The sequence below is a fragment of the Dyadobacter alkalitolerans DSM 23607 genome (assembly GCF_000428845.1).
GTDB classification, from domain to species: domain Bacteria; phylum Bacteroidota; class Bacteroidia; order Cytophagales; family Spirosomataceae; genus Dyadobacter; species Dyadobacter alkalitolerans.
On the sequence record NZ_AUAS01000014.1, the window covers coordinates 192,547 to 204,081 of the forward strand.

The 11,535-nt window shown below is 45.1% G+C and carries 14 protein-coding genes; 8 read left to right on the forward strand and 6 right to left on the reverse strand.

The features are described from left to right. Positions 1-9 precede the first annotated feature (9 nt). Genes porG through G395_RS0121960 form a run of 3 tightly spaced genes read left to right on the forward strand, consistent with a single transcriptional unit; the run spans position 10 to position 2,167 of the window. Entirely contained in the window at positions 10-711 is a 702-nt protein-coding gene (gene porG / locus G395_RS0121950) for a type IX secretion system protein PorG (protein WP_229204252.1), read from the forward strand. Positions 712-715: 4 nt separating this feature from the next. Next, positions 716-1,255 carry a DUF2911 domain-containing protein gene (locus G395_RS0121955; RefSeq protein WP_026632049.1) on the forward strand — a complete coding sequence of 180 codons (540 nt, stop codon included), beginning with the start codon at positions 716-718 and terminating at the stop codon, positions 1,253-1,255. A 21-nt stretch (positions 1,256-1,276) separates the two neighbouring features. Next, entirely contained in the window at positions 1,277-2,167 is an 891-nt protein-coding gene (locus tag G395_RS0121960) for a S1 family peptidase (RefSeq protein WP_026632050.1), read from the forward strand. Here the strand turns inward: G395_RS0121960 and G395_RS0121965 are convergent. After that, positions 2,164-2,859, reverse strand: a complete 696-nt coding sequence (locus G395_RS0121965; protein ID WP_026632051.1) for a YjjG family noncanonical pyrimidine nucleotidase — start codon at positions 2,857-2,859, stop codon at positions 2,164-2,166. The genes G395_RS0121960 and G395_RS0121965 overlap by 4 nt on opposite strands. A gap of 380 nt (positions 2,860-3,239) precedes the next feature. On the opposite strand from G395_RS0121965, the gene G395_RS0121970 reads away from it, so the two are divergent. The 4 genes from G395_RS0121970 to G395_RS0121985 all read left to right on the forward strand — a co-directional run bounded on the left by G395_RS0121970 (position 3,240) and on the right by G395_RS0121985 (position 5,730). Further along, positions 3,240-3,839, forward strand: coding sequence for an RNA polymerase sigma factor (locus tag G395_RS0121970; RefSeq protein WP_026632052.1), 600 nt, complete (start codon positions 3,240-3,242; stop codon positions 3,837-3,839). Further along, complete coding sequence (locus tag G395_RS0121975) at positions 3,814-4,062, forward strand: hypothetical protein (RefSeq protein WP_026632053.1); 249 nt, start codon at positions 3,814-3,816, stop codon at positions 4,060-4,062. The genes G395_RS0121970 and G395_RS0121975 overlap by 26 nt, the downstream gene beginning before the upstream one ends. Before the next feature lie 61 nt (positions 4,063-4,123). Continuing rightward, positions 4,124-4,786 carry an endonuclease III gene (nth, locus tag G395_RS0121980; RefSeq protein WP_035361866.1) on the forward strand — a complete coding sequence of 221 codons (663 nt, stop codon included), beginning with the start codon at positions 4,124-4,126 and terminating at the stop codon, positions 4,784-4,786. A 77-nt stretch (positions 4,787-4,863) separates the two neighbouring features. Further along, a complete protein-coding gene (locus tag G395_RS0121985; protein WP_026632055.1) occupies positions 4,864-5,730 on the forward strand; it encodes an FKBP-type peptidyl-prolyl cis-trans isomerase in 867 nt (288 codons plus the stop codon). Between the two features lie 64 nt (positions 5,731-5,794). Here G395_RS0121985 and G395_RS0121990 read toward each other — a convergent pair whose 3' ends face one another. Genes G395_RS0121990 through G395_RS0122005 form a run of 4 tightly spaced genes read right to left on the reverse strand, consistent with a single transcriptional unit; the run spans position 5,795 to position 10,567 of the window. After that, entirely contained in the window at positions 5,795-6,922 is a 1,128-nt protein-coding gene (locus G395_RS0121990) for a DegT/DnrJ/EryC1/StrS family aminotransferase (protein WP_026632056.1), read from the reverse strand. Then, positions 6,849-7,520 carry an acetyltransferase gene (locus G395_RS29940; protein WP_084439763.1) on the reverse strand — a complete coding sequence of 224 codons (672 nt, stop codon included), beginning with the start codon at positions 7,518-7,520 and terminating at the stop codon, positions 6,849-6,851. Before G395_RS29940 ends, G395_RS0121990 begins: the two co-directional genes overlap by 74 nt. A gap of 34 nt (positions 7,521-7,554) precedes the next feature. Then, positions 7,555-8,229, reverse strand: a complete 675-nt coding sequence (locus tag G395_RS0122000) for a sugar transferase (protein WP_157486771.1) — start codon at positions 8,227-8,229, stop codon at positions 7,555-7,557. Beyond that, entirely contained in the window at positions 8,159-10,567 is a 2,409-nt protein-coding gene (locus G395_RS0122005; protein ID WP_026632058.1) for an alpha-ketoacid dehydrogenase subunit alpha/beta, read from the reverse strand. Before G395_RS0122005 ends, G395_RS0122000 begins: the two co-directional genes overlap by 71 nt. 209 nt (positions 10,568-10,776) lie before the next feature. Between G395_RS0122005 and G395_RS0122010 the strand changes: the two genes are divergently transcribed. After that, positions 10,777-11,172 carry a DUF1573 domain-containing protein gene (locus G395_RS0122010; protein ID WP_026632059.1) on the forward strand — a complete coding sequence of 132 codons (396 nt, stop codon included), beginning with the start codon at positions 10,777-10,779 and terminating at the stop codon, positions 11,170-11,172. Positions 11,173-11,325: 153 nt separating this feature from the next. Here G395_RS0122010 and G395_RS0122015 read toward each other — a convergent pair. Continuing rightward, on the reverse strand, positions 11,326-11,535 hold a 210-nt coding region (locus G395_RS0122015), incomplete at its 5' end, for a transposase (RefSeq protein WP_026628752.1).

Genomic DNA, 11,535 nt, shown 5'->3' on the forward strand with positions numbered 1-11,535 from the left:
AGGCATCCATTGAAGTCTTCTTTAAAATTTATAAATGCAAAATACTTGCTGCTTAATCTGGCGGCAGGTATTTATTTTTTTGTGGCCTCCGGGAATGCGGTTAAGGCGCAAAAAATCGAGATAGGGGCGGGGTTGGGCGCATTGAATTACAAGGGAGACATTGCACCCTCGGTTAGGCTTCGTTTTTTCAAACCCGCAGGAAGCGTTTTTTTTCGGTATAATCCTTCCCAGGCATTGTCTCTGCGGGCAGAACTGATGGGCGGCATTATCGGCGCGGACGACAAGCATAGCAAGGATCCTTTTCAGCAAGCGCGCAATTTTTCATTTACATCGCGCATTTTTGAAGGAAGCGCCGTTGCGGAATATAACTTTCTCAATTTTCAGGAGCGGCGTTTTGCTGTGAACTGGAGTCCTTATGTTTTTGGAGGAATCGGTTACACTAAGTTCAATCCTGACCCGCAGGGTGTGGGTTACAAAACCAGCTCATTTGTGCTTCCTTATGGGGTGGGGATCAAATATCAGATCAGGCGTCCCTGGAACATTGGCATCGAATACGGAGCCAGAAAAACTTATTCGGATTATCTTGATAACTTGGGAGGGGATCCGGTAGGGACGGATAAATTTCAGCAAGGCGATCCGTCTTTGAAGGATAATTATTACTATTTGCGACTTTCAGTTACGTACACTTTTTATAAAATCGTTTGCCCTTGATCCTATGAAAAAAATTCTCCTTATCGTTGCTGGCGTGCTTGTTATTGTTTTAGCTGGATTTTTTGGAATGAGAATGTATACCAAATCATTCAGCCCGGAAGCGGTTGCAGAAACAACGAACAATGGTGTAAGTGTAAAGGTCACTTATAGTAAGCCAGGCAAGAAAGGAAGACTGCTTTTTGGCAGGGAACAAGATAAGGCGCTTGCGCCTTACGGGAAAGTTTGGCGCACCGGCGCTAACGAAGCCACACTCATTGAACTAGGCGAGGGCCTGTCTATCGGCGGCAAGCCGGTGAAAGCGGGCACTTATTCGCTTTACTCGGTCCCTGGGCAAAGCACATGGAAAATTATCCTCAATTCCGAAACCGGCCAGTGGGGCACGGAATATAATGATGGCAAAGATGTGATGCGCGTGGAAGTGCCTATCAGGATCAGGCCGACAGTTCAGGAGTTGTTTAATATTTACTTCGAAGATATACCGGGCGGCGTCAACATGATTTTAAGCTGGGACCAGACAGAAGCATTGGTTCCTATCACCAAGTAAACCGCTCGCCTGCACGCCCTTATGTTTGTTGAAGCTATTGAAAAAGTAGATCAGTACACCCGTCCCATTCATTTTATACTGCGTTATTACACCGGCAGCGACATTGTGCCGGGCACTGCTACATTGTTTTTTGTAAATGAAAATGGCTTTGCGATCACCTGTCGGCATGTGGCGCAGCAGATCTTGTATGCCAGCTCCATTTATGAAAATTACCTCAAATTTAAAGGAGAGCTTAGAAAATTTGAGAAAGATCCCGGGCTGGAAACACAGCGCGCGTTTCTGGAAACCAAATATAGGATCAGCAACGATAACCCGATCCGGATACTTTTTAATTTTATCAACTGTGTTACGGCCTATAAAGGCCTGGCCATTCACCTGCACCCGACTCAGGACCTGGCGATCATTCAGTTCCGGGATTATGACAGCAAGCAATATCAGGGTTATGCGCGTTTTTTAAAAGATTCCAGACTTGTAAAACAAGGACGATACCTTTGCCGCTTAGGTTATCCGTTTCCGGAATTTACCAATTACCAATACAACAAAAACACAGGTGACATTGAGTGGCTCAAAGCAGGCCGCATCAACACGCCCAGCTTCCCGATCGACGGCATTATTACACGTCACATCGGTGAGAGCAATGGTGTGGTAGGCATTGAAATGAGCACTCCCGGATTGAGAGGACAAAGTGGCGGGCCGCTTTTTGACACAAATGGGGTCATTTACGGCATGCAAAGCTCCACGCGCCACTTGCATTTAGGATTTGACCAGGTGAACAGGGAAGTGACAACGGAAGGACAAAGGAAAAGGGTTTCTAATTATCCTTTCCTGAATGTGGGCCAATGCGTGCATGTGGACGTGATCAAGCAATTTCTGCGCGAGAAAAACGTCACTTTTTACGAAGAGGAAGTTTAAAGGATCAGCATCAGTTCTTCCAGGCGCCTGATATCGTAAGTAGGGCTCTCGTCAAATTGCAGCCCGGCGGGATTGTAAAAAACCGTATCCATGCCGAATTGCTTCGCACCCATAATGTCGGCCACCCAGTTATCCCCGATCATAATGCTCTCCGATGGCACTGCCCGGGCCGTTTCCAATGCGTAAGCGAAAATTTTAGGATCCGGCTTTTTGGCGTTTGCCGTGTCAAACGTAATGATGTTCTCAAAAAAGTGACCAATTTCTGAGCTCGCGATCTTCCTCGCCTGGATTTCGTTAAAACCATTCGTAATGATGTGCATGGAATAGCCAGCCGAATTCGCATAATTCAGCAGATCGAGCGCGCCTTCCAGCAAATGCTTCTTATCCGGCAGTGTTCGAAGATAGGCCTCGCCGATTTCAGTGTGATTAGGAGGCAAGTCGGCGCCGAGTTCTTCAAATACCATCTTGAACCTGTTTTCACGTATATAGGTATGGTGCACAGTTCCGCGATCAAATGCGTCCCACAATGCAGTATTTATCTTCAAAAAAGACTGGATAAACGAGTCCAAAGACGATACGCCATACTGAATCAGGGTCAGCGTATGAAAAATTTCTTCCAGCGATTCGGAAGAATTTCTTTCAAAATCCCAAAGTGTATGGTCCAGATCAAAGAAAAGATGCCGGTATTTCATATCTGGTAAAAATTCAAATTTTATTAGAAAAGTGAAATTTAATTTTTATTCGCCAAAATTCATAAATAAAAAATAAGAAGTGATCCAAACGGCATAACCGGGTCGTATGTCATTTGATAAGTTCTATTAATTATTGCAATAGGAACACAGCGTACAGCCAGTACACGTATATTCTTCAAAAGAGGGGTTTGTTGTTAACAGTTGTTAATGAAATTTATTTTACAAAAAAAAGAAACCTAAAGATTTGCAAATTCTTTTTCAAATCCATTTCTTTGATATGTATAATTCAAAATACAGAAAAGACAGTTCAATATTTCACTAAACAGAAAGGAGAAACAATATCGACGAACCGCTCTACGTTAACTAAATCGAATAGTAAAATGGAGAAAGTCCAAGTTAGCGACAGTGAGTTGGTAACATTGTATATCCGCGGTAATGAAAAGGCATTTGAAAAGCTTGTTCAGCGCCATAAATCAAGAATATACACCACTATTTACCTGATTGTCAAGGACCAGTATGTAGCCGAGGATTTATTACAGGATACATTTATAAAGGCCGTTGACACGATAAAAGGTGGTAGATATAATGATGAAGGCAAGTTCCTGCCATGGATTATACGTATCGCACACAACCTCGCCATTGATTATTTCAGACGCGATAAACGCTACCCCAATGTAGTATTTGAAGATGGAAGCAGTGTTTTCAATACGCTGGATTTTTCGGAGGATTCCGTAGAGTCAATCCAGATTCGTCAGGAAACACATGAGCAGCTGCGGGAGATGATCCAGCGGTTACCTGATGTTCAGAAGCAGGTCTTGATCATGCGCCACTATGAGGACATGAGTTTTCAGGAAATTGCCGATGCAACAGGAGTGAGTATTAATACGGCATTGGGCAGGATGCGTTACGCGTTGATAAACTTGCGTAAGCAATTCAACCAACGTGCCCCACAGTATGACAAAAACTTTTACCTACGATGACGTTGTAAGGTATTTATATGCCGAAACAACAGAGACTGAAAATGACCTGATTGTTGAGGCCCTAGCGCTTGACAATGATTTGATGAGCTTTTACCTGGACTCGCTCGACATTCAGAGCCAGATGGATAAAATCGTTCGGACCCCTTCGGATTCGTCGGTTGCGAAAGTTTTCAAATACTCCCGACAATTTTCACCAAAAAGACCCACCGCTCTTTCTTTTTAAGAGGGTGGGTCTTTTAATTTATTTGTAACCGCCTGTATTAATTTGCAGGCAGGATTTCCCTATGCTTAGAAAAGACCGATTCAAGTTCTTCCTTGATTATTTTACCAATAACTTCCCTGAACCTGAGACCGAGCTGCACTACGGAAGTCCTTATGAGTTGCTTGTTGCCGTAGCCCTTTCCGCGCAATGCACAGATAAGCGTGTCAACATGGTTACGCCCGCGCTTTTTGAGCGGTTCCCCGATCCGGTTGCACTGGCGGCGTCCAATGTGGAGGAGGTTTTTACCTACATCCGCTCCATTTCTTATCCTAATAACAAAGCCAAACATTTAGTGGGCATGGGAAGAATGCTCGTCGAGCAATTCAATTCCGAAGTTCCCGCTTCCATAGATGATTTGCAAAAGCTGCCCGGCGTAGGACGGAAAACTGCAAATGTGATCGCATCCGTTATCTTCAACCAGCCTGCTATCGCTGTTGACACCCATGTTTTCCGCGTTTCACGGCGCATTGGACTGGTTCCACTTACGGCTACCACGCCACTTGCGGTTGAAAAAGAGCTTTTAAAATATATTCCCAAAGATCTCGTTCATAAGGCGCATCACTGGCTCATTCTTCACGGGCGCTACATTTGCGTCGCCAGAACCCCAAAATGCATGGAGTGCCCCTTGAGGCCGTGTTGTAAATTTTACGAAAAGAATGTAAAAGTTTCCCTTTTTCAATCCTGATTACAACCATTTCAAGGTTACTAGCATCTGTGTTTATAGTATCAGTCCCCATTAATTTTAAAGAAGAAGGAAAAGAAATGAAGCGAATTAATTTATCATTGGTCATCGTATTTGCCCTGCTTATCGGTTTGTCGGGTTGTATGGATTCGGATGGTCCGGATGACACGGCAAAAGTGAAGGAAAACGAGATCGCGATCGAGAACTATCTCAAAACAGACAGTCTGGGATCAAAAGCAATCAGAGACAGCTCCGGCCTTTATTACATCACCCGCGTTGCGAACCCGAACGGCCAGCTTGCGAAGAGAGGAGATGCTGCAACAATTAAATACACAGGTTATCTGCTCGACGGGACCAAAGTGGTGTCGTCAACTGTGGACAGTAAGACAACTTTTACCTTCCCGGTTGAAGGTTACCTTTTCTGGGGCGGCATTGAGAGAGGAATATTTTTGATGAAGACGGGGGAAAAAGCAACGTTCTTTTTGCCTTTTTATCTGGCTTCCGGAAACGTGGATAAAGTGAACATTCCGGCTTATTCGCCGATCCGTCTCGAAGTTGAATTTATTCAAACACGCTCAGAAGTGCAGCAGATTGATGAACTCATTGCCAAAAAGGGTTACAAAAATTTTGAGCGGACATCTGATAACCTGGTTATTATCAGATCGAACAAAGTAACTGGCGATACGATTAAAGCCGGAGAAGCGGTTAGAGTTAAATATGTAGGTAAGCTTCTGGACGACACCAAGTTTGATGAAGGCACAAGCTCATTTACAACTTCATCAGGCGGCACTATTGCAGGGTTTGACCGTGCGTTGCGTAAACTGCGCAAAAAAGAAAAAGCAATCATTATTTTCCCATCGGCACTGGGATATGGAAAAACCGGTAGGGGCGACAAAATTTTGCCTTACGCACCGTTGCAATTCGAAATAGAAGTTTTAGCGGATTAGAATTCGTAAGCATTTCAATATCAGTGTAAAAGGTAATGTCCGCGGCATCGTTCGCGGACATTTTTTATGCAAAAAGGTTGGTAATAACATGGGTAACGCGCTGCAAATCATCATCCGCCAGGCTGGAACCGGAGGGTAAGCAAATGCCCGATTGGAATAAGTCACTGCCAATGGTGCCCCCGAAATAAGGCGCGTCCTTAAATACAGGCTGCAAATGCATCGGTTTCCACAAATGCCGGGATTCAATGTTCTTGCATTCCAGTGCTGCTATTAGTGTTTGCGAAGAGATTCCCGTTTGGTGGAAATCCAATGTCAGTGCTGTTAACCAGCGATTGGAAAAGCATTCAGGAGGTTCATTCTGAAATTGTAATCCGGGTAATGCATTCAATGTTCGTTGATAAAATGCGTAATTCGCCCGTCTTTGCGCAATTCGTTCTTCCAGAACCTCCATTTGTCCTCTCCCTATTCCTGCGCAAATGTTACTCAAATTATAATTGTAACCGGTTACCGAATGCGCATAATGCGGTGCAGGATCTCTGGCTTGCGTTGCCAAAAACTTAGCTTTTTGAATAACCGTCGGATCGGCCGACCACAGAGCCCCGCCACCCGATGTCGTAAGGATCTTGTTTCCGTTAAAAGAGAAAATACCAAATCGGCATAATGAGCCAGCCTTTTGGTCTTTGTATGCAGAACCAAGTGCTTCTGCGGCGTCTTCAATCAGTGGAATGTCGTGGTGATGGCATAATGTTAAAATCTCATTCATACGCGCAGGCATGCCATATAAATGCACGGCAATGATGGCTTTGGGTTTTTTGCCTTTTCTGATACAAAGCCTGATAGCGTTTTCCAAGGCATCCGGACAAATATTCCAGGTGAGTGGTTCGCTATCAACAAAAATAGGCGTCGCGCCTTGGTAAATAATCGGGCTAGCACTAGCTGCGAATGTGAGGGACTGACATATCACGAAATCCCCTCGCGTAACGCCAAGCAAATCCAATGCAAGATGCAACGCCGCGGTCCCCGATGACAGTGCTGCCACATGTCCGCAACCGATAAACTCCTCAATCTGCTTCTCAAAAGCATCCACATTCGCTCCTACCGGTGCGATCCAGTTTGTGTCAAATGCCTGTTGAATGTAAGTCATTTCCGTCCCGCCCATATGTGGCGGGGACAGCCAGATTCTCTTTTCCATAGTGTGTTTGTTTAATAATTCGGGCAGGATTTCCGCGGGCGATGGCTCCATCGGGAATGTTTTTCGTAACAACGCTTCCTGACGCGATTACGCAATTTTTACCAATATTAACATTCGGGACGACGACACTTCCTGCACCAATTAACGTACATTCGCCAACAGCAACATTGCCGCAAAGCACCGATCCGGGAGCGATGTGAACAAAATCCGAAATCTTACAATCATGTTCGACTATTGCGCCGGTGTTAATAATACAATGGTTACCAATGGTCGTGTCGGTTTGAATAACAGAGCGATGCAGAACAACATTACCCACACCTAATTGCACGTCAGAATCAATGAGGCATGAAGAATGAAATGCATTTGAAAAGCAGTGACTCACTCGCAAAGCCAGTTTCTTGCGGATAAAATTATCACCAATCGCAAAAATCAAAGGCTGATCAGGGTACAGATCCGGATCATAAGCGCGTAAAACAGGGAAACCTGCGCAAGTTTTCCGAACAGGATCATCATCGAAAACCGCATTAATTTCAACGTCGGCATCGTGTAATATGCTGATGATAACTTTGGCGTGGCCGCCTGCACCGTATATGACCATAGGGTTTTATAGAAGTGTGTTAAATGATTCGATTTCAGCCTTTAAACCGTTCAAATGATGACCCCGTGTGCTTCGCAGGTTTTTTGAAAATCATTGAGAAGGTCAAATACAAAATCTTCATATCCAATTGAAAAGAACGGTTCTCTGCATACCAGACATCGAGTTCAAACTTCCTTTCCCAGCTGACCGCAGTGCGTCCATACACCTGAGCCCAGCCCGTTAAGCCGGGCAAGACGTCGTGACGCTTGTGTTGTTCAGCATTATACAGTTCAAGATATTCCGGAAGTAGTGGTCTGGGTCCTACCAGGCTCATATCGCCTTTCAGCACATTCCAAAGTTGTGGGATCTCGTCTAGTGAAGAGCAGCGTAGAAATTTGCCAAATGGCAGGATAGAAGGAGTCGCATCAGGTTGGCAGGATGGGCTCTGAGCATCGGTTAATGTCCGGAATTTGTGTATAGTGAAAATCTTCCCATACAATCCAGGCCTCAACTGACAAAAAAACACATTGCCTTTGGTTTCAAACCAAAGGAAGAAAGATATTATAAAAAAAAGCGGCGACAGGATGATTAGTCCGGTCGCCGCTAAAAATATATCTAAAAGTCTTTTTCCTATTTTGAAATAGGCAGCATTAAACGCGTTAGAAAAGCTCCGGGTAATGTTCCGGGTTGGCTTCCTGCATGATCCGATAAGCTGCTTCAAAGATGTCATCTGCATTTGGTTTAGAGAAATAATCTCCATCCGACCCATAAGGAGGACGGTGATCTTTCGCCGAAACGGTTATGGGTGCAGAATCCAGCCAGCGATAAGCATTTTGCTTCTCAACCACTTGCTGCATCATATAAGCAGAAGCGCTTCCCGGCAAATCTTCGTCAGCGAAAATAACCCTGTTGGTTTTCTTGACAGATTCCGCAATGCGGCTGTGAATGTCAAATGGCAACAAGGTCTGCACATCAATAACCTCTGCTTCAATGCCTGATTTTTGCAATTGAGCAGCGGCTTCCATTACTATACGGCACATTGAGCCGTAGGTCACAATGGTAATGTCATTTCCTTCACGAATTATTTCAGGTTCGCCCAATGGGACGCAGATTTCGCCAATATTATCTGGGAGAATTTCTTTTTGACGGTAAGAATTTAGTGGTTCAACGATCAGCGCCGGATCGTCGCCTTTGATTAATGTATTGTAAAATCCTGCGGCCTGCACAAAGTTTCTGGGCACAATAACATGGATTCCGCGGAGGCTGCTCAGCATCGTGCCCATCGGGGAACCCGAGTGCCAGATTCCTTCAAGCCTGTGCCCGCGTGTACGAATGATCAATGGCGCTTTTTGGCCACCAGCTGTTCGGTAACGCAATGTAGCCAGGTCGTCTGTGAGCGTTGCCAGTGCGTAATAGATGTAGTCAAAATATTGAATCTCCACAATCGGTCTCAATCCGCGCATGGCCATGCCAATTCCCTGGCCTACGATCGTCGCTTCCCGGATTCCGGTGTCTGTAATTCTTAATTCACCGAATTTTTCCTGTAAGCCGGCTAACCCCTGATTTACATCTCCAATGAAACCGACGTCTTCACCCAATGTTACCACGCGCGGATCTCTTTCGAAAAGCGCATTAAAATAAGAACGAATGACCTCACGGCCATCAACGGTCGGGCTTTCTTCGGAAAATTCGGGTTTTACCGGGGGGACATTTAGTGGCGAGTCGGCAGAATCGCTGTAAAGATGGGTGCTGAAACGCTGTGCATTGTCTTTCAGGCTATGTTGAAGGGACGCTTTGAGTGCATCTTTCGACGGATTATCTTCTCTGCCGAGCAACCGCAATGCTTTTCGAATGCTGGAAACCATATCCCGTCTTACCGGTAAATACGTTTTGGAGAGTTCCAGGACTATATTACTCAGTTCATTGGCATGTGCGCTTGAACGCATAGCATCCTGCAGGAGCTGGATCGTTTCGAGATATTCTTTATCCAGTTCCTTGCGATAAGCCTGCCAGGCCTGGTTACGGGCGCTATGAGCAGTTTCCTTGGCCTCAATCTCTATCTGTTCCAGTTCTTCATCCGTTGCATAACCATTTTGCAGGATCCAGTTCCTGAATATCACATTGCAGTCCTGGTCGTTTTCCCATTTCAGGCGCTGCTTGGATTTGTATCTCTCGTGAGAGCCCGAAGTGGAATGTCCCTGTGGTTGCGTGAGCTCGGTAACATGGACTAAAACAGGAACCTGCTCTTCCCGGCAGAGCGCTGCGGCCCGCTGGTATGTCTCGATAATGGCCGGATAATCCCAGCCTTTTACAGTAAATATTTCCAATCCCGGCTCTTCCTCATTGCGTTGCAAACCTGCCAGCGCTTTGGAAATGCTGGACTTTGTAGTTTGATATTCAACAGGAACCGAGATACCATAGCCATCATCCCAAACCGAAGTCAGCAATGGAATTTGCAAAACACCGGCAGCATTCATTGCTTCCAGGAACATGCCCTGAGAAGTGGAAGCGTCACCGATCGTTGCGAAAACAATTTCATTTCCCTGACGTGTAAAGTTGGTCAGATCGTGCAGGTCTCTATTGTTCCTGAATAATTTTGAAGCATATGCAAGCCCCACGGCGCGTGGAATCTGGCCTGCCGTAGAAGAAATATCGCAAACTGAATTATAGAGTTTTGTCTGGTCCAGCCACTGCCCGTCTTCGTCCAGCCACCGCGTAGAAAAATGGCCGTTCATGGACCTCCCGCCTGTGCTAGGCTCGTGTTCGAGATCGGCGTGGGCGTACATTTGTGCAAAAAACTGTTGCCATGTAATGTTACCAAGCGCCGCCTCAATGGTCTGGTCACGGTAGTATCCCGAGCGAAAATCACCCAGCTGAAAGGCCCTCGATAATGCGATCTGAGCTACTTCCTTACCATCTCCAAAAATGCCAAATTTCGAACGTCCACCCATTGTGTCCTTCCTTCCCAGCAAACTCACCTGACGACTTTCGCACGCAAGGCGATAGTCTTTGGTGATACTCTCCTTACTCAACACACTGGAACCGGTCAAACTATCATTCTGAAGCATAAGCAAAATTTACTTGGAATTAATCCGTAGTTAAATTACGTTTTTTTGAATGCAAGCCAAAATTATGCAGGAAAATAATAAACACCGCAGCAGTGCGTATAACTTTCGGCCGCATTGTTAATATTGGTTAATGATTATTAAATTTAAGTTTTATAACTTAATCTTGTTTGCTAGTTACTTTTTTCACCACTAAATGTATAGTTAGTATCATGAAAGTATTTTTTTCCGCGCTGGTTTTATTGGTAGGCTTGTCCACCGTTAGTTTTGCGCAAAAAGGTGTGTTGAAATTCAAAGAAGAAACGCACAAATTTGGTAAAGTACCACAAGGAACGCCTGTAACACACGAGTTTGTATTTACTAACACAGGTTCCGATCCGGTTGTACTTTCTAACGTAACCGTATCTTGCGGATGTACAACGCCGGTTTGGTCAAAAGACCCCGTGCTTCCAGGTAAAACAGGTTCTGTAAAAGCTACATTCAACGCAGCCGCAGCAGGTCCGTTTAATAAGCCTGTAACTGTTTTCAGCAACACCGAAGGAGGTTCGATTACATTATACCTGAATGGTGAAGTTGTTCCGAAAGCAGCAGCAAAATCTTCAAAATAACTTTTAACGGTTATTTAATTAAAAGAGGGTGTCTCATTTCAAAATGGGGCACCCTCTTTCGTTTCTGGTTTTTGTAACTGAGAATTAAGATTCAAAATCCGCCGTTAAAAGCTAGCTTACTGGATTTGCCAGGTAGGCGCGTAAACAGCCCTCCTAGGCCGCCCTTTTCCTGATATTCTGGGCTAGTGCGATCAATCCCCACTCTATTTCGACCTTTTGTTTGCCGCGGAGCATAAACTTGCGGAAGCCGTGGTTATGTTTAATGTTGCCAAAGACGGGTTCTACGTCATAGCACCGCTTCTTTCGTTTGACAATGCCTTCCTCACTTTTTAGCAGCTCGTCGGCTTGCTGTTTTTGCCTATC

What these genes read in the sequence shown, in the direction of transcription:
- G395_RS0121955 (WP_026632049.1), top strand. Translation starts at nt 716, where the DNA reads ATGAAAAAAATTCTCCTTATCGTTGCTGGCGTGCTTGTTATTGTTTTA.
- G395_RS0121960 (WP_026632050.1), top strand. Translation starts at nt 1,277, where the DNA reads ATGTTTGTTGAAGCTATTGAAAAAGTAGATCAGTACACCCGTCCCATT.
- G395_RS0121965 (WP_026632051.1), bottom strand. Translation starts at nt 2,859, where the DNA reads ATGAAATACCGGCATCTTTTCTTTGATCTGGACCATACACTTTGGGAT.
- G395_RS0121970 (WP_026632052.1), top strand. Translation starts at nt 3,240, where the DNA reads ATGGAGAAAGTCCAAGTTAGCGACAGTGAGTTGGTAACATTGTATATC.
- G395_RS0121975 (WP_026632053.1), top strand. Translation starts at nt 3,814, where the DNA reads ATGACAAAAACTTTTACCTACGATGACGTTGTAAGGTATTTATATGCC.
- nth (WP_035361866.1), top strand. Translation starts at nt 4,124, where the DNA reads ATGCTTAGAAAAGACCGATTCAAGTTCTTCCTTGATTATTTTACCAAT.
- G395_RS0121985 (WP_026632055.1), top strand. Translation starts at nt 4,864, where the DNA reads ATGAAGCGAATTAATTTATCATTGGTCATCGTATTTGCCCTGCTTATC.
- G395_RS0121990 (WP_026632056.1), bottom strand. Translation starts at nt 6,922, where the DNA reads ATGGAAAAGAGAATCTGGCTGTCCCCGCCACATATGGGCGGGACGGAA.
- G395_RS29940 (WP_084439763.1), bottom strand. Translation starts at nt 7,520, where the DNA reads ATGGTCATATACGGTGCAGGCGGCCACGCCAAAGTTATCATCAGCATA.
- G395_RS0122000 (WP_157486771.1), bottom strand. Translation starts at nt 8,229, where the DNA reads ATGACATCTTTGAAGCAGCTTATCGGATCATGCAGGAAGCCAACCCGG.
- G395_RS0122005 (WP_026632058.1), bottom strand. Translation starts at nt 10,567, where the DNA reads ATGCTTCAGAATGATAGTTTGACCGGTTCCAGTGTGTTGAGTAAGGAG.
- G395_RS0122010 (WP_026632059.1), top strand. Translation starts at nt 10,777, where the DNA reads ATGAAAGTATTTTTTTCCGCGCTGGTTTTATTGGTAGGCTTGTCCACC.